Origin of the sequence: Paraburkholderia sp. NPDC080076 (genome assembly GCF_050281145.1) — a bacterium.
In the GTDB taxonomy this organism is placed as follows: domain Bacteria; phylum Pseudomonadota; class Gammaproteobacteria; order Burkholderiales; family Burkholderiaceae; genus Paraburkholderia.
In genome coordinates this window covers 62,342-86,694 of record NZ_JBNNWQ010000009.1, presented here as the reverse complement: position 1 = coordinate 86,694, position 24,353 = coordinate 62,342, and the positions used below count along the sequence as shown (strand labels likewise).

23 protein-coding genes and 1 pseudogene are annotated in these 24,353 nt (G+C 63.6%); 14 read left to right on the top strand and 10 right to left on the bottom strand.

Translation table 11 applies throughout. The features are described 5' to 3' along the window. Positions 1-262: 262 nt before the first annotated feature. From ACQKRQ_RS30215 to ACQKRQ_RS30200, 4 genes are all read left to right on the top strand, one after another. Complete coding sequence (locus ACQKRQ_RS30215) at positions 263-850, top strand: nucleotidyltransferase family protein (RefSeq protein ID WP_132382130.1); 588 nt, start codon at positions 263-265, stop codon at positions 848-850. Between the two features lie 141 nt (positions 851-991). Then, complete coding sequence (locus tag ACQKRQ_RS30210) at positions 992-2,458, top strand: UdgX family uracil-DNA binding protein (RefSeq protein WP_427481230.1); 1,467 nt, start codon at positions 992-994, stop codon at positions 2,456-2,458. A 255-nt stretch (positions 2,459-2,713) separates the two neighbouring features. After that, positions 2,714-3,418 carry a PIG-L deacetylase family protein gene (locus ACQKRQ_RS30205; protein WP_132382126.1) on the top strand — a complete coding sequence of 235 codons (705 nt, stop codon included), beginning with the start codon at positions 2,714-2,716 and terminating at the stop codon, positions 3,416-3,418. Between the two features lie 100 nt (positions 3,419-3,518). Then, complete coding sequence (locus ACQKRQ_RS30200; RefSeq protein ID WP_165614491.1) at positions 3,519-3,671, top strand: hypothetical protein; 153 nt, start codon at positions 3,519-3,521, stop codon at positions 3,669-3,671. A gap of 33 nt (positions 3,672-3,704) precedes the next feature. Here ACQKRQ_RS30200 and ACQKRQ_RS30195 read toward each other — a convergent pair whose 3' ends face one another. The 3 genes from ACQKRQ_RS30195 to aepX are packed head-to-tail and all read right to left on the bottom strand — an operon-like array spanning position 3,705 to position 7,681. Beyond that, on the bottom strand, positions 3,705-4,772 hold the full coding sequence (locus tag ACQKRQ_RS30195) for a 2-aminoethylphosphonate aminotransferase (protein ID WP_132382124.1): 1,068 nt from the start codon (positions 4,770-4,772) through the stop codon (positions 3,705-3,707). Between the two features lie 15 nt (positions 4,773-4,787). Continuing rightward, positions 4,788-5,951, bottom strand: a complete 1,164-nt coding sequence (aepY, locus tag ACQKRQ_RS30190) for a phosphonopyruvate decarboxylase (RefSeq protein WP_427481228.1) — start codon at positions 5,949-5,951, stop codon at positions 4,788-4,790. Next, on the bottom strand, positions 5,948-7,681 hold the full coding sequence (gene aepX, locus ACQKRQ_RS30185) for a phosphoenolpyruvate mutase (protein ID WP_408176954.1): 1,734 nt from the start codon (positions 7,679-7,681) through the stop codon (positions 5,948-5,950). The genes aepY and aepX overlap by 4 nt, the downstream gene beginning before the upstream one ends. Before the next feature lie 603 nt (positions 7,682-8,284). Between aepX and ACQKRQ_RS30180 the strand changes: the two genes are divergently transcribed. From ACQKRQ_RS30180 to ACQKRQ_RS30170, 3 genes are all read left to right on the top strand, one after another. Next, a complete protein-coding gene (locus tag ACQKRQ_RS30180) occupies positions 8,285-9,826 on the top strand; it encodes a methyl-accepting chemotaxis protein (RefSeq protein WP_427481227.1) in 1,542 nt (513 codons plus the stop codon). Between the two features lie 401 nt (positions 9,827-10,227). After that, on the top strand, positions 10,228-10,851 hold the full coding sequence (locus ACQKRQ_RS30175) for a trimeric intracellular cation channel family protein (RefSeq protein ID WP_427481226.1): 624 nt from the start codon (positions 10,228-10,230) through the stop codon (positions 10,849-10,851). A 25-nt stretch (positions 10,852-10,876) separates the two neighbouring features. Continuing rightward, positions 10,877-12,610 (top strand): peptidoglycan D,D-transpeptidase FtsI family protein, encoded by a 1,734-nt coding sequence (locus ACQKRQ_RS30170; RefSeq protein ID WP_427481225.1) that lies wholly within the window; start codon positions 10,877-10,879, stop codon positions 12,608-12,610. 68 nt (positions 12,611-12,678) lie between these two features. Here ACQKRQ_RS30170 and ACQKRQ_RS30165 read toward each other — a convergent pair whose 3' ends face one another. Next, positions 12,679-13,794 (bottom strand): GGDEF domain-containing protein, encoded by a 1,116-nt coding sequence (locus ACQKRQ_RS30165; RefSeq protein WP_408281910.1) that lies wholly within the window; start codon positions 13,792-13,794, stop codon positions 12,679-12,681. Positions 13,795-14,069: 275 nt separating this feature from the next. On the opposite strand from ACQKRQ_RS30165, the gene ACQKRQ_RS30160 reads away from it, so the two are divergent. Continuing rightward, the gene (locus ACQKRQ_RS30160) at positions 14,070-14,327 is read left to right on the top strand and encodes a DUF2866 domain-containing protein (protein ID WP_132382110.1); all 258 of its coding nucleotides are present in this window, start codon (positions 14,070-14,072) and stop codon (positions 14,325-14,327) included. Positions 14,328-14,386: 59 nt separating this feature from the next. On the opposite strand, the gene ACQKRQ_RS30155 is transcribed toward ACQKRQ_RS30160, so the two are convergent. Then, positions 14,387-15,025 carry a 2-hydroxychromene-2-carboxylate isomerase gene (locus tag ACQKRQ_RS30155; RefSeq protein ID WP_427481224.1) on the bottom strand — a complete coding sequence of 213 codons (639 nt, stop codon included), beginning with the start codon at positions 15,023-15,025 and terminating at the stop codon, positions 14,387-14,389. Between the two features lie 78 nt (positions 15,026-15,103). Between ACQKRQ_RS30155 and ACQKRQ_RS30150 the strand changes: the two genes are divergently transcribed. Both ACQKRQ_RS30150 and ACQKRQ_RS30145 read left to right on the top strand, forming a co-directional pair. Further along, on the top strand, positions 15,104-15,226 hold the full coding sequence (locus tag ACQKRQ_RS30150; protein ID WP_279388643.1) for a hypothetical protein: 123 nt from the start codon (positions 15,104-15,106) through the stop codon (positions 15,224-15,226). A gap of 111 nt (positions 15,227-15,337) precedes the next feature. Then, a complete protein-coding gene (locus ACQKRQ_RS30145) occupies positions 15,338-15,706 on the top strand; it encodes a hypothetical protein (RefSeq protein WP_132382106.1) in 369 nt (122 codons plus the stop codon). Positions 15,707-15,757: 51 nt separating this feature from the next. On the opposite strand, the gene ACQKRQ_RS30140 is transcribed toward ACQKRQ_RS30145, so the two are convergent. After that, positions 15,758-16,384, bottom strand: a complete 627-nt coding sequence (locus ACQKRQ_RS30140; protein WP_132382104.1) for a LysE family translocator — start codon at positions 16,382-16,384, stop codon at positions 15,758-15,760. A 292-nt stretch (positions 16,385-16,676) separates the two neighbouring features. Between ACQKRQ_RS30140 and ACQKRQ_RS30135 the strand changes: the two genes are divergently transcribed. The 3 genes from ACQKRQ_RS30135 (at position 16,677) to ACQKRQ_RS30125 (ending at position 18,742) form a co-directional block, all read left to right on the top strand. Continuing rightward, on the top strand, positions 16,677-17,261 hold the full coding sequence (locus ACQKRQ_RS30135; protein ID WP_132382102.1) for an IMPACT family protein: 585 nt from the start codon (positions 16,677-16,679) through the stop codon (positions 17,259-17,261). A 229-nt stretch (positions 17,262-17,490) separates the two neighbouring features. Next, a complete protein-coding gene (locus ACQKRQ_RS30130; RefSeq protein WP_132383260.1) occupies positions 17,491-18,030 on the top strand; it encodes a hypothetical protein in 540 nt (179 codons plus the stop codon). 91 nt (positions 18,031-18,121) lie between these two features. Further along, positions 18,122-18,742, top strand: a complete 621-nt coding sequence (locus ACQKRQ_RS30125; protein WP_408281915.1) for a LysE family translocator — start codon at positions 18,122-18,124, stop codon at positions 18,740-18,742. Here ACQKRQ_RS30125 and ACQKRQ_RS30120 read toward each other — a convergent pair. Then, positions 18,675-18,887, bottom strand: a pseudogene (locus tag ACQKRQ_RS30120) (hypothetical protein); the annotation flags it as partial. The gene ACQKRQ_RS30125 and the pseudogene ACQKRQ_RS30120 sit on opposite strands and share 68 nt — an antisense overlap. A 487-nt stretch (positions 18,888-19,374) precedes the next feature. Here ACQKRQ_RS30120 and ACQKRQ_RS30115 point away from each other — a divergent pair. Further along, positions 19,375-20,352 (top strand): 2-dehydropantoate 2-reductase, encoded by a 978-nt coding sequence (locus ACQKRQ_RS30115; RefSeq protein ID WP_132382098.1) that lies wholly within the window; start codon positions 19,375-19,377, stop codon positions 20,350-20,352. A 104-nt stretch (positions 20,353-20,456) separates the two neighbouring features. On the opposite strand, the gene ACQKRQ_RS30110 is transcribed toward ACQKRQ_RS30115, so the two are convergent. The 3 genes from ACQKRQ_RS30110 to oxlT all read right to left on the bottom strand — a co-directional run bounded on the left by ACQKRQ_RS30110 (position 20,457) and on the right by oxlT (position 24,319). Further along, entirely contained in the window at positions 20,457-21,908 is a 1,452-nt protein-coding gene (locus ACQKRQ_RS30110; RefSeq protein WP_408176945.1) for an aldehyde dehydrogenase family protein, read from the bottom strand. Positions 21,909-21,973: 65 nt separating this feature from the next. Next, the gene (locus ACQKRQ_RS30105; RefSeq protein ID WP_427481223.1) at positions 21,974-22,945 is read right to left on the bottom strand and encodes a LysR family transcriptional regulator; all 972 of its coding nucleotides are present in this window, start codon (positions 22,943-22,945) and stop codon (positions 21,974-21,976) included. A gap of 30 nt (positions 22,946-22,975) precedes the next feature. Beyond that, complete coding sequence (gene oxlT, locus ACQKRQ_RS30100) at positions 22,976-24,319, bottom strand: oxalate/formate MFS antiporter (protein WP_427481222.1); 1,344 nt, start codon at positions 24,317-24,319, stop codon at positions 22,976-22,978. Between the last annotated feature and the right edge of the window lie 34 nt (positions 24,320-24,353).

The window sequence follows — 24,353 nt, the reverse complement described above, 5'->3', positions numbered from 1 at the left end:
CAGTGCGTTTCATGGCGACGCGGTCGCGTTCGGGTTTGTGTTCGTTGGCGCGTGCGCTTAGCGCGGATGCGGTGGCCGACGCGCTCACGTCTATCTTCGCCATTGCTTTCAAGGCGGATCGGGCCCGTGCACGCATGGCGTTCTGCTTCGCAGCGAGCGCGACGTGGCCTTGGCAGTCCCGCGCCGTGAATCGACATTGGCGCTTGCCTGTGGCTGCGTTGCATCGCACAATCGATCTCATCCTTTCTACCGGTGCCCGCCCATGGCCTACGCCTCGCTCGCCACTGGCGTGTTGCTCGCCGCCGGCTTCGGTTCGCGCTTCGACCCGGACGGCCTGCACAATAAACTGCTCGCCTGCATGCCGGACGGCACACCGGTCGCGCATGAATCCGCGCATCGGCTGCTGCGGGTCGTGACGCGAGTGCTGGCCGTGGTGCGGCCGGGTTCGGACGCGCTCGCGCGGCTCCTGAACGATGCCGGTTGCGACGTGGTGTTCGCGCTGGACGCCGAACGCGGCATGGGCGCGAGTCTCGCCGCCGGCGTCGAAGCCAGTGAGAGCGCCGAGGGCTGGATCGTCGCGCTCGCGGACATGCCGCGCATCGCCACCAGCACGATCGAAGACGTGGCGCGCGCGCTGGACGGCGGCGCATCGCTGGTCGCGCCGTTTTACCAGGGGCAGCGTGGACATCCGGTCGGCTTCGGCGTCGAGCATCGCGACGCGCTGCTGGCGCTCGACGGCGATACCGGCGCCAGGTCCTTGCTGATGTCGCAGCACGTGACGCGGCTGGACGTCGACGATGCGGGCATCTTGCGCGATGTGGACACGCCGGAGGATTTGCGCAACGTATAGTCGTTGCGCGACCCTGGCCTGGCAGTCGTGACGTGACACGCTTGATCCGGACTGGTGTTCAGGCGCATACTGTACATCCATACAGTATTTTTGTCCGCATGGGTTGGCGCGTTACGTTGCGCATGGCCGCGGCGCGTCCGCATGAAACGCATTTCAATCGAACCGTCTTTTGCCGCCTGGCGCCGCGCGGCGCGGGAACTGCTGCGGCAAGGCGTCGAGCCGGAGCGGATCGAGTGGGTTGAATTCGATTCGGTCGATTCGGGCACCGGCGGTGTCGCCGCTCCCGACAACTCCGCCGCCCCGGTCGTCGCCACGCCCGCCATTCCTCGCGAACTGCTCGCCTGGCTGAAAACGGCGGCCTGCTTTTGCGCGCCGGACCGCTGGTCCCTGCTCTACCGCATCCTGTGGCGTTGGACGCACGGCGAGCGCCACGTCCTCGATCCGCAAGACGCCGACGGCGCGCTGCTCGATCAGCGCATCCAGTCGGTCGAGCACGAAACCAATGATCTGGTGACACTCACCCTGTTCAGGCGGCGCGATCCGTCCATGGGAGCGCCGGAATTCGTCGGCTGGTACGAGCCGCATCATGATCTGCTGGCGCAGGCCGCCGAGCGCTTTGCCGAGCGCATGGGCGATTCCACCTGGATGCTGGCGACACCGCGAGGCGCGGTTTTCTGGAACGGCATGTTGCTGCGAATCAGCCGGCTGGCAGCGGATGACGGCGAGACCTCTTGCCCCGAGCACCAGCAGCAGAATCCGCTAACCACCGAGGCGTTACCACCCGGCGCCATGGCCGGCGAAGCCACGACCAGCGAACCGACCGAGGCGCTCTGGCTCGCGTATTACGCCAGCGCCTTCAATGGAGCGCCGGCGCCCGTGCCGCTGCGTTACTGGAGAACGCCGCCTGTGGGTCCGCCGCTGCCCGCACAGCTTGCGCGCGAGCGTAGCCGTCTCGGCGCGCAGAGTGGCACCGTCACCGTTCCGGAGATGCCGCCGCTCGAATATTCGGCGGTGACGCCACCGCTGCGCGAGCCCACCGGCCCGCTGGCTACCTGCCGGCGCTGCGCGTTGTGGCGCAACGCGAAGCAGGCCGTCGCGGGCGCCGGTCCGGCTCAGGCGGCGCTCATGGTGGTCGGCGAACAACCCGGCGAGCACGAAAACCAGCACGGCGCGCCCTTCACCGGGCCCGCCGGTCTACTGCTCGATACGGTGCTCGCGCGCGCCGGCCTCGACCGCGCGGCGCTCTATCTGACTTATGCCGTCAAGCATTACAAGTGGGAAACGCTGGAGCAGCAGCGCGTCCACCGCACGCCCGCGCGGCGCGAGGTCGAAGCTTGCCAGTACTGGCTGGAACACGAGCTCACGCAAATCGCGCCGCGCGTGGTCGTCACGCTCGGCGCGACGGCGCTGAAGGCGTTGACGGGCGCGCACGTCAATCTGTCCGAATATCTGGGGCAGACCATCGACCACGGCGGGCGGCTGATCGTGCCGACATGGCATCCGTCGTATGCGCTGAAAATGGTGGACGGCCGGCTGCGCGAGGATATCGTCGCGGGCATGGCGGCGGCGTTCAGCCGCGCGGCGGGGTTGACGGCGGAAGGAGCGTAGCTTTTTTGCCTCGAATGGTGAGCCAATTCAGGAAGCCTCCGTCCCACCAGGGTGAGCCTCTACGGGAACCCTCGACCCGATCAGCACGACCATCACGATCAGGCACGCGGATTGCGCACCACAAACCCGCCGCGCAAGCCGCGACGATTCCGCCTAAGCTGATGTGACGCCGCATTTTTCCAAGCACCGGCGCGACGCTCGAGCCTCGAACGGCCTCGCCAACGGTCAGCGCGTTGCGAACCCATCACACGTCCCATGAGCGAAACCAGCCCACGCCTTTTCATTGTCTCGCCACATTTCGACGACGCCGTCTTCAGTTGCGGCGCATTGCTCGCCGCCCATCCCGACGCCGCGGTCTGCACGGTCTTCGCCGCCCCACCCGAGCAGCCAATGCATACCGAATGGGATGAAAAGTCGGGCTTCACGGACGCCCATCAGGCCATCCACGAACGCACGCTGGAAGACAACCGCGCACTCGAAGTACTCGACGCGATTCCGCTGCGCATGCCGTTTCGCGACAGCCAGTATCTGGACTCGCCTTCGATCAGCAAAATGGCGGCGGCGCTTGAGGAAACTATCTACCGCAGCACCGCCAACACGTTGCTGATGCCGCTCGGCCTGTATCACGACGATCACGTGCGAGTCTTCGAAGCCTGCTGTGAAATCCTGCCACGCCTGTCGCATCTGACCTGGTTCGGTTACGAGGAAGCGATTCACCGGCGCACGCCCGGCGTGGTGCAGGCGCGGCTCGCCGATCTCGCGCAGCGCGGCATCGTCGCGACGCCGGCCAGTCCGAGCGCCGGCCACACGATCGATGCGCAGCGCCGCGCGCAACTCAAACGCGAGGCGGTCAACGCTTACCAAAGCCAGTTGCGCGCGTTCGGCGCGGGCAATTACGACGACATCTTCGCGACTGAGCGTTACTGGCAGCTCAGCGTGGGTCGTCGGGTGAAAAAGTAGGAGACGCGGCGCGCCGGAAAGGCCTACGCTTGAAGAGCACGGCCGGCGCGAGTTCGACGCCGTCGCCGCACCGGCCTCTTCTCCACTCAAAGGTGCTGCCATGAGCTACGACATGCATACCAGTCCGATTCCCGACCCCAACGCCGATCCGAATCGCGACCCGGAAGCCGATCCGCTAGTACCGCCGTCGCCCGGCCATCACACCGAGGAACCGCAGCGGCCCGATGGGCCGCCGGACAAAGACCCGGTGTGACCGCGTTGCGCGGCCAGCCACCGGACGCGCGAATCAGCGCATCAGTTCGGTAAAGCCCTGCAACAGGCGGTCGATGTCGGCGGCGTGAATGTTGCCCATCGTCGAAATGCGGAACAGTTCGGCCGACAGACCGCCTTGCCCCGCGTAGATGACGAAGCCGCGCGCCTTCAGCGCGTCGTGCAGTTGCGGATACGCAATGCCTGCCGGCAAGCGGTACGCGCGCAGCACCACCGACGACTCTTCCGGCGGCAGCACGCTGCCGATACCGCGCTCGGCAAGACCCGCCCGCGCCTGTTCAGCCAGCGCCGCGTAGCGCGCGTGACGCGCGCGCCAGCCGCCTTCGTCGGCGAGTTCGCGCAGCGCTTCGACCAGTGCGTAGTACGCATGCACCGACGGCGTGAACGGCGTGTTGCGCTGATCCTGCAACTTCGCGAGACGGCCGAGATCGAGGTAGTACGTGCGGCTCGCCGCCTGCGCGAGCGCCGCGCGGCGCACCAGCACGAACGACGCGCCCGGCACGCCATGCAGACATTTGTTCGCCGTGGCGGCCACCGCGTCGAGACTGGTGTCGGCGAAATCGATCGTTTCCGCGCCGAAGCTGCTCACGCCGTCCACCAGCAGACGCAGTCCCCGTGCGCGGCACAGCGCGCCGAGCGCGGCCAGATCGTTCAGGCGGCCCGTGGTGGTTTCGTGATGAATCACGGCGACGTGCGTGAAGGCCTTATCCGCGTCGAGGCGTTCGGCGATCTTCGCGAGATCGGGCGCCTGCATCCAGTCGTGCTTCAGCGATTCATGCGCGATGCCGTATTGGGTGGCGATCTGCGAAATACGCTCGCCGTACACGCCATTTTCCACCACGAGCAGCTTGCCGTTTTGCGGCACCAGCGCGGCGGTCATGCTTTCGACGGCCGCCGTGCCGGAGCCGGTCATCAGCACCGCTTGCCATTCGCTCGCGTCGAGACCGTACAGATCGACGAGGCGCGTGCGCGCCTCTTCCTGCAAATCGAAAAATTCGCTTTCGCGGTGGCACAGATCCGTCTGCAGCAGGCTATTGCGAACGCGTTCGGTGAGCGTCACCGGGCCGGGATTGAGCAGCAGCATGAGCGCTCCTTGACTTTAAGCGGCGCCGATGTGGCGCATCAGACGCGTCTTCACATCGGGCGGAGTGATGGTGGGACGCGGCAGCCCGTCGGGCGTGCCGCGGCGAATGATGAGCCGCGCGAAGCGCGGGCCGTCGAGCGGCGCCGCTTCGAACAGGGCGTCGATCACGTTCGCGTCGTCGCTTTCGACCGCCGACGCATAACCGCACGCCGCGGCCACGCCCGCAAACGAAACCTGTGACGACACCGTCGCCTGACCGCCGGTGGAATCGTGCGCGCCGTTGTCGAGCAGCACGTGCGTGAGATTCGACGGACCGTACGCGCCGATGGTGGCGAACGCGCCCATGCGCATCAACGCGGCGCCGTCGCCGTCGAGCGCGACGACGTGCAGGTCGGGACGCGCGAGCGCAAGACCCAGCGCGAAGGGCGTCACGCAACCCATCGAGCCGACCATGTACAACTGGTTCGGCCTGTCGTCGATTGCGTAGAGTTCGCGCCCGCAAAAGCCGGTCGACGCGAGCACCACCGTCGAGTCGAGCGGCGTGTGCGCGATCACCTTGTTCAGCGCGTCGTGACGCGAAGCCAGTTCGCTCGCCGCCACGTTCGTGAACTGCGATTGCGGCGTGACGGGTGCGCGGCGCTCGGTCGCGCCGCTGTCTTTCAACTCGTACGGCGCCACGCTGCCCTTCTGCATGACGAGCGCGTACGGGCGGCCGGTTTCATCCATATGCGCGATGGCGCGATCGAGAGCCGGGCCGATTGCGTCGGCTTCGGTCGGGAAGGTTTCCCAGGGGATCTCCATCGTCTCCAGCATCGCGGGTGTGACGGGGCCCATCAGCGCGTGCTGCGGTTCGTCGGCGACGCCGGGTTGGCCGCGCCACGTGACGATCAGCAATTGCGGCAGACGGAAGGTCCACGTGAGCGAGGTCAACGGGCTCACGGCATTGCCGAGCCCGGAGTTCTGCATCATGGTGATGCCGCGCCGGCCGTTTTGCGCGCCGAGCGTGACGCCCGCGATCAACGCGACGGCGTCGCCTTCATTGGCCGCCGACACGTAATGCAGCGACTCGTCCTGCAACACGTAGTTGATGAACGGCGTCAGATACGAGCACGGCACGCCCGCATACCAGTCGAAGCCGCGCTCACGCGCCGCCTCGACGAACTGTGCTGCCTCGATCATTGCGCGGCTCCGCTCGCCGCGTCCGCCGCGCCTTTGCCCGCACGGCCGACCGCGGCCGCGAACGGCGCTTGTGCATGCGCGAAGTCGCCCGCACGGCGGAAGTCCTCGAGGTCGTTCACGCCGCGCCAGTGGCCGTGCACGTATTGCACTTCGATCGACTCGCCTGCTTCGATCAGCGCGTTCAGCAACGCGGGCATGTCGAGCGACGCGAAATCCGGGCGCGCCTGCAATTGGCTCATGACCGCCTGCAAACGCTCACGGCCTTCACCACGCACGTTCAGCAAACCGACCCAACGGCCATGCGGCGTTTGCGACGCGATGGCCGACGTGGCGTCCTGCCCGCTCGACACGTGACGCAGCACGACCTTGTTGCCGAACAAACCGCGGTCGTCGGCCGCCGAGCACCACGCGAAATCGCGCACGCTGGCGTTTTCCGCGTCGGTCAGCGACGAATCGACCACCACGCTGAACGCCGCTTCGCTCTCCACGAGATCGCGCAGGATATAGCTGCGGAACAACAGATCGCCGTACGAGACCACCGTGTCGCCGGCCAGCTTGTCGATCGCGCAGGCGAGCGACGCGAGTTCGCCGGTTTGCGCATGCTGTTCGTTGACGACGAGCTTGATGCCGGCCGTGTCGATCGCATCGGCGCGATAACCGCCGACCACGGTGATGTCGTTCACGCCCTGCTTCTTGAACGCATCGACGAGCCAGCGCAACAGCGGCTTGCCGGCAATCGGCAGCATCACTTTCGGACGGTCTTCGGTGACGGCTTCGAGGCCCTTGCCGCGGCTCGCCGCGAGCACGACCGCTGAACCGGCCGCACGGCCGCTCGACAGATAGCGGTCTTCGGCTTCCGAGTATTCGTCGGCGTCCTGGAGGCGGAAGATTTCGTTGACCGCGGCAATGCTGTCTTCCACGTTGACGAGCGTTTCGCTCGCGTGAATTTCCTTGGCGACGGCCTGCATCGCCGAGGTCGCCGCGCGGATCAGATGGTTCGCCCAGATTACCGTGCTGATGCCGGCTTCGCGGAAGACTTCAGTGGGCGTGCTGTAGTACTTGGTCGGCACGATCACGAGCGGACCGCGGCCGGCCCATTCGCGCGCGAATTCGAGAATTTCGTCGGGACGCGAGAGCTTGCTGTGAATCAGGATCGCATCCGCGCCGGCCTGGCGATAGGCTTCCGCGCGACGCAGCGCCTCGTCCATGCCCCAGCCGGCAATCAACGCTTCAACACGCGCGACGATCGAAAAATTCTCATCGGACTGCGAGTCTTTACCGGCTTTGATCTTGCCGCAGAACTCGTCCATATCGGCGAGCGGCTGCGCTTCGCCGTTGATGAAGCTGTTGGTCTTGGGGAATTGCTTGTCTTCGATACACACGCCGGCAATGCCGCGCTGTTCGAGTTTGCGCACGAGGCGGCGCACGTTGTTGAAGTTGCCGTAGCCGGTATCGCCGTCGAGCAGGATCGGCAGATCGCTGGCGTCGGCCATGAATTCGAGCGTGTCGACGACTTGCGTCCAGCTTGCTTCATTGTTGTCGCGTACGCCGTATTGCGCGGAGATCGCGAGGCCCGAGCCCCAGATCGCCTTGAAGCCGGCTTCGCGGACGATCCGCGCGGACAGGCCGTTATGGGCCTCCATCATGAATTCGAGTTCGTTGCTGACGAGCATCTGGCGCAGGCGCGCGCTGCGGGAAGCGGAGACGAAAGCGGGTTCGCGGGCGTTCATTTTATGTACTCCTGGTGGCGGGCTTATTGGTGCTCTTCTTTTGCCCGACTGACGACTGGAAAATGGCGACTATAGCGGAATTTTTATTTATTCGTCTTTTTCGTGGCAGCGGTTATCTCCATTTGCGGATAAGTGGAAAAATGTGTCGTTTTTTGCGATTCACTAATGCGACCCGTGACTTGGATTTTATTGGCGTTTTGTGGAATCCTGATGCAATCGCATGGCGGCGCTTTGATGGGCGGTGCGTCCCTTCGTTTTGGTCGTCAACAGTTGTGGCGATGTTGAGTTTTTAATATTCGTTTTTTAATTACGGAAAGCCTTACTTATTAATGCCGATTCATCAACACCGACATTTTTAATTGGCAATAGCGAGAAAGCCTGATTGAATAAGCAAAAAATGAATAAATCCACTTGATGAAACATAAAAAATGCCGTTCCAACGGTAAAAGGTCTTTTTAGTCAGACGAATAGAAATGTTTAACAGCGGGTTTCCCCTGCCCTGCGGACCCCATGCCGCCGCGCCGTAAACACAGTCAGCGACAAGCCACTCGCCACAAGCGAATCCAATCCCTGACCGACCACTGTGCGAAAGCAAAAACCGCTATGACTTTGAACAGAAAACTGGCCTCGATGATCGCCGTCCTCTGGATCGGCCTGATCCTGATCGGCGGCTTCGGCGCATGGCAAAACCGTGCCTCGATGATCTCGGACCGCCGCGATCAGCTGAAATCGCTGATCGACCAGGCCAACCACATCGTCGGCCGTTACGACGCGCTCGCGCAGCAGCACACCATTACCGAAGACGAAGCGAAGAAGCAGGCGCTGGAAAGCCTCGCGGCCATGCGCTACGGCAAAGACGGCTACATCTCCGTCAACGATTCGCAGCCCGCCATGCTGATGCATCCGATCAAACCGGAAATGGTCGGCAAGAATCTCGCGCAGTTCACCGATCCGGCGGGCAACCATCTGTTCGTCGATATCGTCAACGCGGGCAATCGCGAGGGCGGCGGCTTTGTCGACTACCTGTGGTCCAAGCCGGGGAGCGACAAACCGGTCGCCAAAACCAGCTACTCGATTCACTTCGCGCCGTGGGACTGGTATCTCGTCACCGGCATGTATATGGACGACGTGCAAAGCGCGTTCTACGCCAATCTGCTGCGCTGGCTCGCCATCACCGTCACGCTCGGCGCGATCGCCACCGCCGTCATGCTGCTGGTGCTGCGCAGTATTCGCCGCACGCTCGGCGGCGATCTCGAAGTAGCCGTGGAACACGCGCAGTTGATGGCGCACGGCAATCTCGCCACGCGCGTGCCGGTTCAGTCGGATTACACCGGCAGCCTGCTGCATGCGCTCCAGACGATGCAGGCCGGTCTCGTCGAGACGGTGTCGCGCGTGCGTCTCGGCACCGAGAACATCAATATCGGCGCGACCGAAATCGCCGCCGGCAACACGGATCTCTCGCAACGCACGGAAGAACAGGCGGCCGCGCTCGTCGAAACGGCGTCGAGCATGGATCAGATGACGGTCAACGTGAAGCAGAACGCGGACAGCGCGCTGCAGGCCGCGCACCTCGCCGGCCAGGCCGCGGATGTCGCCACGCGCGGCAGCCGCGTGGTCGACGACGTGGTCCGCACGATGGGCGAGATCACCGCCAGCTCGCGGCAGATCGGCGACATCATCGGCGTGATCGACGGCATCGCCTTCCAGACCAACATTCTCGCGCTCAACGCGGCGGTCGAAGCGGCCCGCGCCGGCGAACAGGGTCGTGGTTTCGCGGTGGTCGCGGCCGAAGTGCGCAGCCTCGCGCAACGTTCGGCCACGGCGGCGAAGGAAATCAAGGCCTTGATCGAAACCTCGACGAATACGGTAGAAGCCGGCGCGTCGCTGGTCGCCAACGCCGGTTCGACGATGGGCGAAATCGTGCAGTCGGTGCGTCGCGTGAACGAGATTCTCGAAGAGATCAGCAACGCCTCGCGTGAACAGAGCGCGGGCATCGAGCAGGTCAATCGCGCGGTCGGCGAAATGGATCAGGTCACGCAGCAGAACGCGGCACTGGTCGAAGAGGCCGCCGCCGCGGCACATTCGCTGAAGGACCAGGTGGGTGTGTTGCGCGAAGCGATTTCGAGCTTCGCGCTGCCGGCCTGAGCATTTTCAGACCGGCCGAAACCGGAACAAGCAGCACACAAAAAAAGAAGGCGCTCAACAGGCAGGGAGCGCCTCTTTAACACGCCGCGTCGGAGTCGACGCACTAATCGAACGAAAGAGCCGCACGGATTTTTTAAGTCCGCGCGGTTTTTTTACGCCCGCGCGCGCCTCGGTCCACCTTGGACCACCTCTGGCGCACCTGGTGTCGCCTTGCTCAGCAAACGCTTACCACGCGCCGAACCGCAACCAGATTAAGCCAAATTTGGCATCGCCGAATTTTGCTTAAGGCATTTTCATGCTGACGGCACGCTTACGATAATGGCCGCTTTTTTGACGCCCGCCGCGCAGATGCGCTCCACGCCGGAGCCGTCCGCGAGCGCCGTTCATCGAGGCTCGCCGTCATGCTGCTCCATCTCCTCTACCTGCTCGCGATCGTCGCGGAAGCCATGTCCGGCGCGCTCATGGGCATGCGCCGCGGCATGGATCGTTTCGGTCTGTGCCTCGTCGGCACCGTGACCGCGCTCGGCGGCGGCACGGTGCGCGACGTCCTGCTCGGTCACTATCCCCTTGCGTGGATCTCGCATCCAGATTACGTTCTCATTACAATCGGGGCGGCGTCGGTTGCCGCGGCGTGCGCGAAGTGGCTGCGCAACTGGCAGAGGCTCTTCGTCACGGTCGACGCGATCGGCCTGATCGCCTTCACGGTGATCGGCTGCGACGTGGCCGCGACGCTGGACGTGAGCCCCGCCATTGTCGTGCTGGCCGGCGCGGTCACCGGCGTGTGCGGCGGCATGTTGCGCGACGTGCTGTGCAACCAGATGCCGCTGGTGTTGCGTCAGGAGTTGTACGCCAGCATCGCGCTCGGCGCCGGCGCCGTGTATGTGGCCTTGCAAGCCTGCGGCGTGGCACCGGGGCCGGCGTCGGTCGTGGTGCTCGCAGGCGGTTTCGCGGTGCGCATGCTGGCCGTGCGATTCCGCTGGCAACTCAAGGTATTCACCGCCGCCGATTCGGGCGGCGCAAGTTAATCGAGCTGTTCGTTATCCGCACCCAATGATCCAGAAGAAGAAATCGCAGTCGCACGATCCCTACGCGCCCGTCGCGAAGAACCAGTTGCTGGCCGCGCGCCTGCCGATGTGGCGTTCGAAATTCATCGTCCTGCTGGTGTTCGGCGCGTTCGCCTCGCTCGCGGGGCGTGCGTTCTGGGTGCAGGTGGTGAACCAGGACTTCTACGTCGACCAAGGGCAAAAGCGCTATCAGCGCACCATCGAACTCGACGCGACGCGCGGGCGGATCGTCGATCGCAATGGCTCGATGCTCGCCGTCAGTCTCGCAACTTACGAGATCTGGGCTTCGCCCAAACTGATCGACGAAGCCGCGATCGCGCCGCTCTCGAAGCTGCTCGATCTGCCGCTGGCGGAACTGCGCCGGCGTCTGAACGGCGACAAGACCTTCGTCCTGCTCAAGCGCCAGGTGGACGCCGAGACCGCCGGGCATCTGTCCAAGCTTGGCCTCGCGGGCATCACGCAGATCGCCGATTCGAAGCGCTTTTATCCCGAAGGCGAATCGGCGGCGCACGTGGTCGGCTTCACGGATATCGAGGACAACGGCCAGGAAGGCGTCGAACTCGCGGCCAACGAGCAACTGCTCGGCGTGCCCGGCCAGCGCGAAGTGATCCGTGACCGTCTGGGCCGCGTGGTGTCCGAGACCCGGCCGCTCGTGCCCGCGCAGAACGGCGAGACCATCCACCTGACGATCGACCGGCGGATTCAGCAGCTCGCCTATGCGCAGCTGAAGGACGCGATTGCCAAACATCACGCCGAAGCCGGCAGCGTGGTGGTGCTCGACGCGCGCAATGGCGAGATTCTGGCGCTCGCCAACTACCCGAGCTTCGATCCGAATGACCGCGCGCGCCTGACCGGCCGCCAGTTGCGCAATCGCGCGGTGGTCGACACCTTCGAGCCGGGCTCGACGATCAAGCCGGTGGTCGTCGCGCTCTCGATCGACGAGGGCAAGGTGCGGCCGCAAAGTGTCATCGATACCGCGCCTGGCTGGTACAAGATCGGGCCGGCCGTCATCCACGACACCTCGAACCATGGCGTGATGACCGTCGCCGAAGCCGTGCAGAAGTCGAGCAATATCGCGCTCGCCAAGCTCGCGCTGAATCTGCCCGCCGAAAAAATCTGGACCAAGTATCAGGAATACGGGCTCGGCTTGCGGCCCGAGCTGACGTTTCCGGGCGTGGCGTCGGGCAAGGTGCGTCCGTACAAACGCTGGCGGCCGATCGAACAGGCGACCATGGCGTACGGCTACGGGCTGTCCACGTCGCTATTGCAAATGGCGCAGGTGTACACGGCCTATGCCGGCGACGGCACGATGCATCGCGTGAGTCTGTTGCGCAATGGAGCGGGCGCGGTCGCGCAATCCGGCGACAAGGGCCAGGCGGTCACGACGCCGGCCACTGCGCGCGCCATCCGCTCGATGTTGGAAATGGCGACCGGCGTGGGCGGCACAGGACGCGCGGCGACAGTGGAAGGCTACCGGATTGGCGGCAAGACCGGCACGGCGCGCAAACAGGTCGGCGCGACCTACGCGAAAAACCGCTACCGCGCGTTGTTCGTCGGCATGGCGCCGATGAGCGACCCGCGCCTGATCGTCGCCGTGATGATCGACGACCCGGCGGGCAAGGCGTTTTATGGTGGGACGGTGGCCGGTCCGGTGTTCAGCGGAGTGACGGGCGGAGCACTGCAATTGCTGGGTGTGCCGCCGGATGCGCCGGGCACTTGAGAACCTCAAGCGGCATGCGCGCCGAGCAGCCGGTCACGCAAGTTCGATGCGAGCTTCAGCGGCATAGATCAACGAGCCATCTGCTCGCCGCCCGCATTCACCAGCGCCTCGATGCGATTGCGGCCGTTGCGTTTGGCCTGATACATCGCGCGATCGGCTTCTTCCATCATCGCGCCGCCTAGTTTGGCCGCCTCGGTCGGCGTGCCGCTGATCGTACGCGCCGCCACACCGATCGACACCGTCAAGGCGATGCGCTCGCCATGATCGTCCTGCAAAGCGAGTCGCTCGACCGCGAGGCGCACACGCTCGGCGACCGTGAGCGCATCCGCGCGGTCGCCCTGTAGCAGCGCGGCGAATTCTTCGCCGCCATAACGCGCCACGGTATCGCCCAGGCGCACCTGTTGCCGCACGCAAGCCGCCACCGCCGCCAACGCGCGGTCGCCGGTCTGATGGCCGTAGGTGTCGTTGATCCGCTTGAAGCTGTCGATATCGATGAACAGACATGCCACCGGCACGCAATAGCGAACGGCGCGCATGATCTCCTCGCGCAGCCGCTCGTCGAAATAGCGGCGATTGGCGAGGCCCGTCAACGAATCGGTCATGCCCAGTTGTTTGAGCCGCTCGCGATGCGCCACGTTGTCGAGACTCGCTGTCACGATGCTCGCGAAGCGCTCCAGAATGTCGGTGGCCATGCCTTGGCCGAAACGCGCCGGGTCGTCGCTGCCGAGACAGAGATAGCCGCTGACGGTGTCGCCCGCGGCAAGCGGCAACAGGATCGCGCTTGCCGGTGCTTCGGTGTCGCCGAAGAACGCGCGTCGCGCCGCGTCATCCATGTCGTGCGGCTTGCCGAGCCACGGCCGGCCCTCTTCGCACAGACCTTGTGCGGCAAGACCGCCTTCGCGCGAGGTGCGCAGCTTCGACTGATCGAGTGCGCGCAAGGCGACCGGTTCGAGCAGCTCGCGCAGCATCGGCGCGCGGTCGTCGAGCCAGAGCGTCACGCCCGTCAGCGAAAATTCCCGCGGCAACTGAGTGAACAGCGTGTCGAGAAACGATGCGAAGTCCTGAGCGCCGATCAAACGCAACTCGACGTTCTGGAAGCGCCGCAGCGTGCGCTCGTTGTGCTGCACGGTATCGACGAGCGAACGAAGGCGCTCGGAAAGCGGCGTTTGGGCGAGGTTCGTCACTTTATAGGTGCGGGCCCGAAGGCGAAGCGGGGTTGGCGACCCCCAATCGCTGTAATAACGGCGGATTTCGCGAGGTCTTGAGGGCCCGATCGCGGCGACCACGCTGTTACGCGATCCGCTTTTGCGCCTTCTTAAGTCTGGCTTAATTCTTTGCTGTAACCATGAGGCACAACATCCCCTGTTGAAGCCGCCAGAACATCGGCGGCGCTTTTTCCCCGGGGTGTCGACGACGCGCCAGAAGATGGGCTGCAGGCCCGCGAAGAAGGAGTCAAACCATGGTTGAAGACACGGTATTCGAGCATCTGCGCACCATGCCCGGCAACGAATGGGTCAGCCAGATTCACTCATGCAAGGTCTCGGACCCGCTGCAGCATCCTTGGGGGCGCTCATACCGGCTCGTCGAATGGACCATGAAGCACACGCCCGAATCGAGCCGCCGGGTGGTGCCCGCCGAGAGTACGCCGCTTGAAATCGCTCAGGCTGTCGTCTCGCACGTGCCGGGCCGGCGTTTTTGTCAGGACGGCAACGAATAACACGCTTGCGCGCCGATCGCGCGCCGCGCACTCGTCGCCATTCGTCACCATTCGTCACGCTAGCCGCGCGTGGCGAGCGATGCGCAGTAGTCCAACGCATCGTCCAGCCGGTCGTTGCCCCAGAACATTTCATCGCCGACAAAGAACGTCGGCGCGCCGAAAATCCCTCGGTCCGCGGCTGCCGCGGTCTGTTCACGCAAGCGCAGTTTGTTCGCGTCGCTTTGCGCTTCGGCGATGATCTCCCGCGCCGGCAAATCCAGTTCATCGAGCGCTTCGCTCACCACCTCCATCGAACCGATATCGCGGTCATGCGCGAAGTTCAATTGCATGATCTTGCGGCAATAGGCGGCAATCCATTCGCGATCCGCGCCGAGCAGCGCCACGCGCATTGCAAGAAGCGCCGCGCGCGGGAACGTGGTGGGACGCGTCAGGGCGATGCCGTATTTGCGGCATTGCCGTTCCATGTCCTTCCACACATATGCGCCCTTCTCCTTCTGCAGCACGAACGGCGAATTGTCGAAACCGAGGTCGCGAAAGACCGGCCCCAGCAAGAAGGGACGCCAGAGAATCCGCACACCTCGCGCCGCAGCCTCAGCTTCGACGCGCATGACGCTGAGGTAGCTGTAGTTGCTGCCGAAGTCGAACCAGAACTCGATCTCCGGTGCATGCGTAGGCACGCGCGTTGCTGCCTCGTTCATCTTTCCCCTCCAGTCATACGTAGCCGGACAGCGCCTAGGTCTTGCAAAGCTTAACAGTCGTGCCGCGCGCTTATCCCTATGATGGCCCTTCACACCGCTACGTCAGATGCTCATAACATGAACTATCCCTACGACATTCTCACCGCCGCGTGTCTTTTCATCATCGTGGTGTCCACGTCCATCATGCTCGCGCTGTCCTGAGCTATTCACGCCCTCGCCTGCGACGCCGGTGAACCGGCAAACGCGCTCTACGCGATTCCGTAAAAAGACGGGATATACTGTACATATATACAGTACTTTTTCGTCTGAGCAATGCGCCTTCCACCCTTCGAACCTCCCACGCTCGCCGAGCTGCGCGCCTGGTGGCGCACGCGCGACGAGCAGGCCGTCCAGCGGCTCATCCTCGAAATCCAGCGGCAGCGGCTCACGCTGCTGGAACTGCGCAACCTGATCGACTGCGGCGTTCAGCAGGCACGCGCTGCGGACCGCACGCTGGTCGAGCGCGGCGAACCGTTGATGACGTTGCGCATCAGGATAGCGCAGGAAGTGCTGCGTGTCGGCGACATCGACGATACGCGGCAGATGAGCCGCGCCGAGCAGGAAAGGCTCGCGGTCCGCACGGAAGGTCAGATGGAGTACGCGCGCGAAGGCCGTCTCAGGCGCCAGCGCCGCAATATCTAGCGGGAGTGCGGCCTCGCTGACGCTGCGATGAAGCGAGGCCGCGCGAATCGATCAACGCGTCTGCGTGGCCACGCGCAGGCCGAGCGAAATGAACAGCACGCCGATGATCTTGTTCTGCCAGCGCGTCAGCCACGTCAGACGCTTGACGAATTTGCCCAGCGGACGAATCGTCAGCACGATCAGCGTCGTGTAAAGCGCGCTCATGCCGACAAAGATGAGGCCCAGTGTGGTGAACTGCAGAAACGTGGAACCGTGTTCGGGACGAACGAACTGCGGCAGAAACGCGAGGAAAAACAGTGCGGTCTTGGGATTCAGCACTTCGGCGGGAATGGCCTGAAAGAAGGCTTTCGAGGCTGACACCGGGGCGACGGTCGGCATATGCGCGCTCGCCTGCTTCTCGCGCAACGCGCGAATGCCCAGATAAACGAGGTAGGCCGCGCCAACGAACTTGACCGCGTTGAAGGCCAGCGCCGAGGTCATCAGCAGCGCCGAGAGGCCGACCGACGCGCCCAGCGTATGAATGAAATCGCCAACCGCAATGCCTAGGCCGGTGAGAATGCCGGCCTTGCGGCCGCCATGCACGGTGCGCGTCAACACCAGCAGCACCGCCGGACCCGGAATCAGAAAGAGCCCGAGTACAACGGCTACGAAAGTCCCTAACGTGGATAGGTCAAGCATGTCGTCTCCTTTGACGCGCTGGTTCCGGCGGACAGCCGCGCGTGTTCAGCGGAAGATTGTAGACGAACGGGCGATTTCTGACTGGCGCGCGCCGTGCGTGCCGTCCGGCGCATCGCCATGACTTACGCGATAAACGCGCGGCGAGTGGGCCGGCACAACGCACGCCGCAAACCCGCCGCGCAAGCCGTGCATGGCCGTCTCGGAGATTGTCCATTAGCGAGCCGTCGATCCGTTACCATGGCGGGCGTAAGACCGCGCGCGGTCAGCGTTTCCATTCACCGAAGTCTTTGCCTTGCCCACTTACACCCTGCCCGCGCCGTTGAGCGCGGAACTCGAGATTCGCAAGAGCCGATTCATTGCGTACGCGCTACCGGTCGCCGACCGCGACGCCGCGATGGCCGAATTGCGGCGCCTGCGCGACGAGCATCCTGCCGCGACGCATGTCTGCTGGGCGCTGTTGGCAGGTGGCCAGTCCGGCATGTCGGACGACGGCGAGCCCTCCGGCACTGCGGGCCGGCCGATTCTCGAAGTGTTGCGGCATCACGATCTGGACGGCGTGCTGGCCGCCGTCGTGCGTTATTACGGCGGCGTGAAGCTCGGCGCCGGCGGCCTCGTGCGCGCATACACCGATGCGATCGCTTCGGCGCTGCTGGATGCGCCGCGCGTCGAGCGGATTGCACAGGTTTCGCTGATCGTCGAGGTGAGTTACGCCGACGAGGCGAAAGTGCGCCGATGGATCGATGCCGAAGGCTATGCGCTCGTGGACAGCGCCTACGCGATGCTGGTGAAAATGACGATCCGTTTGCCCATCAACGCGGTCGATGATGCCCAGCGAGCGTTGGTGGATATGACTCAAGGAAAAGCCGGGTTCTTCTGACGGCTTGACGTGTTTCTTCCTTGCGAGAGGCAGAGCGCTCCCTGAATAAGAGATGCGCGGGTCCGGGCCGCTGTTACCATGTCGTTTATTCCCCGGCTTGATTCAATCTAAAAGGGCAACTCCTCTGACCTCGACCGCCGCTTTTTCCAGCACAGCGACTGAGTCGCCGCATCGGAGCGCGTCTCTGCCGCAGTCGCTCAATTCCACGCGTTCACCCTTGACATCGACCGTGCTCAAGGGATGCGGGACGATCGCGCTGCCGTTGATGCTCTCCGCCTGCTCGTGGTCCTGGTTCGGCCTGAATAGCTCGCCGCGCGCGGTAGCGCATCCGACCGGCTGGCTCAGCGTTGCCCCTGCCCGTGACTTCGCCTATATGCCCGCTCGCAGCGGACAAGTGTCGCCGAACCGCATCGAAAACACGGCGATGACGGGCATCGTGCTCAAGGACGATATCAATGAAACCGTGCGCAACGGAATTGTGACCAGTCTACGGATCGCCGGCTTTCATCTCGACGCAGGCGAGCGCGTCCTCAGCGGCAGCATCGAGAAATTCACTGTGGACGACACACGCTCGCCGGCGTTGTGGACGCTGAAAATGCGTTATGTGGTGACCGACGCCGCGACCCAGAAGGTCGTGTTTTCGACCACCAAGACGGTCAAGCAAAAGTCGCCGAAGTTCACCAGTAGCACCATCGCTATTGAAGATACCGTCAAGTTGAGCGTCGACGCTTTGATCGGCGATCCGGGGTTTGTCAAAGCGGTGAATTAAGCGCATCGTCGACATCGGGTCGGGCGGGTTCGCTACAATTTGCAATAGCGTGCCGCGCTCCGTGGCAACTGCGTTTTACCTGCGAGCCGTCATGTCCATCACCGCCTGGCTGTTCTTCCTGCCTGCCTGCTTCGCGATCAATCTCGCGCCCGGGCCCAATAATCTGCTGTCGATCAATGTAGCGGCGCGTCACGGTTTCATGACCGCGTTCGTCGGCGGCATGGGGCGCCTGGTCGCATTCGCCGTGATGCTCGTGCTTGCCGCAACCGGTCTTGCGGTTGTGTTGCACGCCTCGGAGTGGTTCTTTCTCGCGATCAAACTGGCCGGCGCGGCTTATCTGATCTGGTTGGCCATTCAGTTGTGGCGCAGTGATGCGCCTACGATCGACACGACGCAGCAGGAAGAGGCGTCGCTTGGGCGGGTCGCGCGAAGGGAGTTTCTCGTGGCCGCCGGCAATCCGAAGGCTATTCTGGTGTTTACCGCGTTCTTGCCGCAGTTCGTTGATATTGCGAAGCCGATGCTGCCGCAGTTTGCGGTGCTTGGGGCGAGCTTTCTCGTGCTGGAGTGGTTTGCTATTGCGTTGTATTCGTGGGCCGGGATGTATCTTGGGAAGTGGCTGGTGCGTGCCAGGGTAAGGCGGTGGTTTAATCGCTGCTGTGGGGGATTTCTGGCGGCGATTGGGGTGGGGTTTTTGATGGTGAGGCGGGGGTGAGGAAGTTGGACATTGAGCACTCGGCGCGGCCAATCACGCCGTTTCGCTCGAGCGCAATTCCGCATCGGCGGGCAATCTTGTCGACCGGGAGGCTGGTTTCAACCAGAAGGCGGCAACTCATGTCGAGCCGTATCCTCCGCAAATAAATAAAGCCACGCCAATGTGTTTAACAGGGCTGATTTGTGGCAACGCGTGCGACCGCCATTCGCCGGTATTTTGAACAGTTGAAAAGTTATCCGCACGGGCGCCACACACAAGAACACGACGGGATAGCTCACATCAACCTTTGACTTTCTGGCGCCACTCTCAACATTCTGCTTGCGATGTCGCCTGCATGCGTAACTTCTCAAAGAAGTCGCGTTCTGCGCCCACGTAGATTTCCCAGGCTTAAGAGATTTCCCAATCAATTGCGGCATTCGTGCGCTTCCCGCCTTGCTTTCCGGTTCAGTACAGTTCCCTTCCCGCGTTCTCGGGCGTCGCGTCATCCATAACCCATCCCTAATGCATTCGTCGACAAACTTTAACTATCTGCAATCGTCCCGCCCCCGTATGCTCGAACAATGACCCGCAAACCGTGCACGGCGAGATACGGCATCGGGCAAGCGACTTTTCATCATCAGAGGAGCGGCATCATGAAGATCTGTGTCTTCGGAGCGGGAGCGATCGGCGGCTTGATGGGTGTGCAACTTGCACGCGCCGGTGCGGATGTGAGTTTCGTCGCGCGCGGTCCGCATCTCGCGGCAATGCGCGAGCACGGCGCGCGTCTGATCATGGACGGCGAGACGTTCAGCGCGCCTGTGCGCTGCACGTCCGATCCGCGCGAGCTCGGCGTACAGGACTTCGTGATCATTACGCTAAAGGCGCATTCGCTGCCCGGCGTGGTCGATGCAATGCAGCCGCTGCTCGGCAAGCACACGGCCATCGTCACGGGCGTCAACGGCATTCCGTACTGGTACTTCTATCAGCACGGCGGCCGATTCGCCGGCACGCGTCTCGCCAGCGTCGACCCGGACGGCAGCCAATGGACGAAGCTCGGGCCCGAACGGGCGATCGGCTGCGTGCTGTACCCCGCCGCCGAAATCGTCGAACCGGGTGTGATCAAACACGTGTACGGCAAGAAATTCCCGATCGGCGAGCCGAGCGGAGAACGCACGCCGCGCATTCAGCAATTGCACGAAATCATGCAGACGGCAGGTTTCGAGGCGCCGATTCGCGACAATATCCGCGACGAAATCTGGCTGAAACTATGGGGCAACCTGTGCTTCAACCCGATCAGCGCATTGACGCATGCCACGCTCGACGTGCTCACCAGCGACCCCGGCACGCGCGCGGTATCGCGCACGATGATGCTCGAAGCCAAGCGCATTGCGGATCAATTCGGCGTGCACTTTCGAGTCGACGTGGAAAAGCGTATCGATGGCGCGGGCGCGGTCGGCGCGCACAAGACCTCGACGCTGGTCGACCTGGAGAATCGTCGGCCGATGGAGATCGATCCGCTTCTGACGGTCGTGCAGGAAATGGGCCGCCTCGTCGCGGAGCCCACGCCGACTATCGATGTCGTGCTGGCGCTCATCAAACTGCGTGAACGGATGGCATTGCAGGGGGCTTGAGGCTCAAAAGAGAGAGAGCGATCAGAAACTCGCTCTCTCTCGCATACCGTCAAACGCAAACAAGAAAGGATCGAACGCCGCGCGCGTTCGATCCTTTTTTAACGCTACTGATCGATAGCGAGCCACACCGCCTTGGGTTCAGTGAAGTTCTCAATCGCAACGTCGCCGTGTTCGCGGCCAAATCCCGAGTCGCCCGATCCTCCCCACGGCAGGCGCACATCGGTGTAGCCGTATGTGTTGATCCACACGGTCCCCGCCTTCAGATCGCGCGCAACCCGATGCACCCGGCCGATGTCCGCACTCCACACGCCCGCCGCGAGGCTATACAACGTGCCATTGGCAATCCTTATCGCGTCTGCTTCGTCGTTGAAACGAATCACGCTCGCCACCGGCCCGAAGATCTCCTCCTGCGAAATGCGCATTTCATGCTCGACGTTGGCAAACACAGTCGGCTCGACAAAGAAGCCGCGCTCGCCCACCCGCGCGCCGCCGGCTACGAGCGACGCCCCTTCGGCGCGGCCCGTTTCGACATAGCCCAGCACGGTCTTCATCTGCGCCGCGGAGATGAGCGGCCCCATCGACGTTTCGCGCGACGACGGATCGCCGACCTTGATCGACTTCGCACGCGCGGCGAGACGCTCGACCACTTCGTCGTACACATCGCGATGGGCGAGAATGCGCGAACCCGCCGAACACACCTGGCCGGTATTGAAGAAGATCCCCGACGCCGCGGCGCGCACCGCGTTGTCGAGATTGGCATCCGGGAAAATCAGGTTGGCCGACTTGCCGCCGAGTTCCAGCGTAACGCGTTTGAAATTGCTGGCGGCGCCTTGCAGAATGCCGCGCCCCACGGAGGGCGAGCCCGTGAACGTCACCTTGTCGACGCCGGGATGCGCGACCAGCGCATCGCCGACCACACGTCCCTTGCCGGTGACGATATTCAGCACGCCCGGCGGCACACCCGCTTCGAGTGCGAGTTCGCCGATGCGCAGCGCGGTCAGCGGCGTGATCTCCGCGGGCTTGACGATCAGCGTGCAACCGCACGCGAGCGCCGGCGCGATCTTCCACATGCCGATCATCAGCGGGAAATTCCACGGCACGATCGCGGCGACTACGCCCACGGGTTCACGCAACGTGTAGGTCAATGCATCGGGGCGCACCGGCACGACCTGACCGTTGATCTTGTCGCACCAGCCTGCGTAGTATTCGAGCGTATCGATCGCGGCCGGGATGTCCTGGCGCATCACCGCCGCGATCGGCTTGCCGGCGTCGAGACTTTCGAGCGCGGCGAGTTCCTCGAGATTCGCGCGCATCAGGCCTGCGAGACGCATCAGTATGCGGGCCCGCTCAGCCGTCCGTATGCCGTTCCATACCTTCAATGCGGCGCGCGCCGCGCGCACGGCGGCATCCACGTCGGCGGCGCTGCCTTGCGCAACCAGCGCGATCGGCTCTTCGGTGGCGGGGTTGATATCGACGGAATACTCGCCGGTGCCGGGCGGCAAACGCTTGCCGTCAATCAGCAAATCATGGCGCCTGAGGTCGGTTTCAGTTTCCATCATGAAGCTCCTTGCTTGGATGTTGCGTGGGCTGAGTGCTTGCGAGCCGGCTCAGGTAAAAGACGCTAGGGCTCGTGGAGGACGGCGCCGTCGCGCGCAACGGTCGGCTTCGCGTCTATCTGCGCAGCGGACGGCGACACGCCGGTGGCATGTGAAGTCGCGGAGAACTGTGCCCAGGCCGCCGCGGCGTTGGGTCGGAGGGAACGGTTGCGGCGATGCACGAGCAGTGTCGCCAGATTCATCGCGGGCGCGAGCGGCCGGCTGACCAATGATGCGCCTATTGCGGGCCAATGCGTGTCGATGGGCAATATGCCGATGCCGAGCCCCAGTTCGACCATGCGCAGCACCGCCGCGACATGTCCGAGTTCCTGCACCGGCCGTCGTTTAACGCCGTTCGTGTTGAAGGCGAGTTCGAGCGCCGCGCGCACACCCGTGTCGGCGTTCAGCGTGACGAGCGCCCATTCGTGCAACTCGCTCCATGCAACGCTCGCGTGGCGGGCAAGCGGATGGGCAGGTGGCATCACCGCATGGAGCGGCGTCGTGAAAACCAGTTGCGCGTGCAACAGGTCGCTGGCAAGCGGCTCGGCCATCGAAACCACGCCGAAGTCCACCTCGCCTTGTTCCACGCTGGTTAGCACACTGCTTTGCGGCTGATCCCTGACGGACACGGCGAGCTCAGGAAAAGCCGCCGCGCAGTGCGCGAGTCCCTGCGCCACCCAACTCGACGACAACACAGGATTGCTGGCCAATACCACTACGCCAGTGTGCCCGTCGTAAGCGGCCCGCTCTTCCCGCAGCGTCAGTTCGATTTCATCGAGCAGCCGGCCGATCCTTCGCTCGAGGCTCGCGCCCGCATGAGTCAGTTCGACCTGGCGCGTGGTACGGTCGAACAGCTTCAATTCGACGGCTTCTTCGAGTTCACGCACGCAACGGCTCACCGCCGATTGCGTCAGATCGAACTCACGCGCCGCGCGCGTAAAACTCCGCTCACGCGCAACGGCGACAAACACCTTGAGTTGCTGCAACGAAACATTCATAACGTCACTGCCGGGTGTGGGCCATTTATGCTATTCCCCTGTCTGCTCAGGCCAGTGGCTCAACCGCGACGCCTTGCCGTTGCCGGCAACGGCAAGCACACCCTGCGGCTCATCGTGCGATTCGATCCAACGCGAGCGCATCGGTGCGAGTATGAATTTCGCCGAGATGCCCGCGGCGATCGTCACGACGGCGGAAACGACGAAGACGAGATTCCAGCCGCCCGTCGCCGACAGTACCGAGGCGATCGGCACCAGCAGCGAAGCCGTGCCCTTGGCGGTGTACAACGTGCCTGCGTTGGCCGCGGCATATTTGCTGCCGAAGGTATCGGCACAGATCGCCGGGAAGATCGAGAAGATTTCGCCCCAGAACAGAAAGATCAACGCGGCGAACGTCATGAACGCATACGGGTTGGTGCCGTACTCCATCAAGCCGAGCAGCGCCAGGCCCTCGCCGATGAAGATCACGAACATCGTGTTTTCACGGCCGAGCTTGTCGGAGATAAAGCCGCACAGCGGACGCGTAAAACCGTTACAGACGTTGTCGATGGACAGCGTGGCGGTCAGGAGCGGCAAGGTCATGCCGAAGATCGTCATCGGGATGCGTGCGAGGCCCCAGTCTTTGGCGATCGGACCGATCTGCGCGGTCGCCATCAAGCCGCCCGCGGCCACCGCGACGAACGACACGTAGATCACCCAGAACACTGGCGTCTTGATCATCTGACCGGGCGTGAAGTCGACCTTCGAGACGGCGAACTTCCTCTTCGGTGCGGCTTGCAGGCGCGCGGTCGGCTTCTTCAACAACAGCGCGAGCGCCAGAATGCATCCACCTTGCAGAATGCCGAAGAAGAAGAACGTGTGCTCATAGCCCGAACGCGTGATCATGTTGGCGATCGGAATCACCGTCACCGCAGCGCCCGCGCCGAAGCCCGCAGCAGTGAGACCCGCGGCAAGTCCGCGGCGGTCGGGAAACCATTTCAACGCATTGCCCACGCACGTGCCGTACACGCCACCCGCACCGATCCCGGCGATGACCGCGGAGACGTACAGCATCGGCAAGGTCGTGATATACGAATTCATCACCCAGGCAATGCCCGCGCAAATGGCGCCGCCCGCGACCACGGGCCGGGGTCCGAACCTGTCGACGAGCCAGCCTTCGAGCGGCACGAGCCACGTTTCAGTGAGAATGAAAATAGCGAACGCAAGTTGAATGGACGCTTCGCCCCAGTGATGCCGCGCGTTCATCGGCGTGACGAACAGCGTCCAGGCGTATTGAAGATTGGCCACCAGGGCCATACACACCATGCCGATGACGAGTTGCCACCAACGGTTCGCCCAAAACGCGCGGGTCGTAGTCTGCTGACTGATATCGTCCATGTGCCTTGTCTCCACTATTTATTTGGTGCAGCCG

What these genes read in the sequence shown, in the direction of transcription:
- ACQKRQ_RS30195 (WP_132382124.1), bottom strand. Translation starts at nt 4,772, where the DNA reads ATGCTGCTGCTCAATCCCGGCCCGGTGACGCTCACCGAACGCGTTCGC.
- ACQKRQ_RS30105 (WP_427481223.1), bottom strand. Translation starts at nt 22,945, where the DNA reads ATGAATGTTTCGTTGCAGCAACTCAAGGTGTTTGTCGCCGTTGCGCGT.
- ACQKRQ_RS30205 (WP_132382126.1), top strand. Translation starts at nt 2,714, where the DNA reads ATGAGCGAAACCAGCCCACGCCTTTTCATTGTCTCGCCACATTTCGAC.
- ACQKRQ_RS30140 (WP_132382104.1), bottom strand. Translation starts at nt 16,384, where the DNA reads ATGCTTGACCTATCCACGTTAGGGACTTTCGTAGCCGTTGTACTCGGG.
- ACQKRQ_RS30180 (WP_427481227.1), top strand. Translation starts at nt 8,285, where the DNA reads ATGACTTTGAACAGAAAACTGGCCTCGATGATCGCCGTCCTCTGGATC.
- ACQKRQ_RS30175 (WP_427481226.1), top strand. Translation starts at nt 10,228, where the DNA reads ATGCTGCTCCATCTCCTCTACCTGCTCGCGATCGTCGCGGAAGCCATG.
- ACQKRQ_RS30150 (WP_279388643.1), top strand. Translation starts at nt 15,104, where the DNA reads ATGATGGCCCTTCACACCGCTACGTCAGATGCTCATAACATGAACTAT.
- aepY (WP_427481228.1), bottom strand. Translation starts at nt 5,951, where the DNA reads ATGATCGAGGCAGCACAGTTCGTCGAGGCGGCGCGTGAGCGCGGCTTC.
- oxlT (WP_427481222.1), bottom strand. Translation starts at nt 24,319, where the DNA reads ATGGACGATATCAGTCAGCAGACTACGACCCGCGCGTTTTGGGCGAAC.
- ACQKRQ_RS30125 (WP_408281915.1), top strand. Translation starts at nt 18,122, where the DNA reads ATGTCCATCACCGCCTGGCTGTTCTTCCTGCCTGCCTGCTTCGCGATC.
- ACQKRQ_RS30170 (WP_427481225.1), top strand. Translation starts at nt 10,877, where the DNA reads ATGATCCAGAAGAAGAAATCGCAGTCGCACGATCCCTACGCGCCCGTC.
- ACQKRQ_RS30110 (WP_408176945.1), bottom strand. Translation starts at nt 21,908, where the DNA reads ATGGAAACTGAAACCGACCTCAGGCGCCATGATTTGCTGATTGACGGC.
- ACQKRQ_RS30155 (WP_427481224.1), bottom strand. Translation starts at nt 15,025, where the DNA reads ATGAACGAGGCAGCAACGCGCGTGCCTACGCATGCACCGGAGATCGAG.
- ACQKRQ_RS30115 (WP_132382098.1), top strand. Translation starts at nt 19,375, where the DNA reads ATGAAGATCTGTGTCTTCGGAGCGGGAGCGATCGGCGGCTTGATGGGT.
- ACQKRQ_RS30210 (WP_427481230.1), top strand. Translation starts at nt 992, where the DNA reads ATGAAACGCATTTCAATCGAACCGTCTTTTGCCGCCTGGCGCCGCGCG.
- ACQKRQ_RS30160 (WP_132382110.1), top strand. Translation starts at nt 14,070, where the DNA reads ATGGTTGAAGACACGGTATTCGAGCATCTGCGCACCATGCCCGGCAAC.
- aepX (WP_408176954.1), bottom strand. Translation starts at nt 7,681, where the DNA reads ATGAACGCCCGCGAACCCGCTTTCGTCTCCGCTTCCCGCAGCGCGCGC.
- ACQKRQ_RS30145 (WP_132382106.1), top strand. Translation starts at nt 15,338, where the DNA reads ATGCGCCTTCCACCCTTCGAACCTCCCACGCTCGCCGAGCTGCGCGCC.
- ACQKRQ_RS30200 (WP_165614491.1), top strand. Translation starts at nt 3,519, where the DNA reads ATGAGCTACGACATGCATACCAGTCCGATTCCCGACCCCAACGCCGAT.
- ACQKRQ_RS30215 (WP_132382130.1), top strand. Translation starts at nt 263, where the DNA reads ATGGCCTACGCCTCGCTCGCCACTGGCGTGTTGCTCGCCGCCGGCTTC.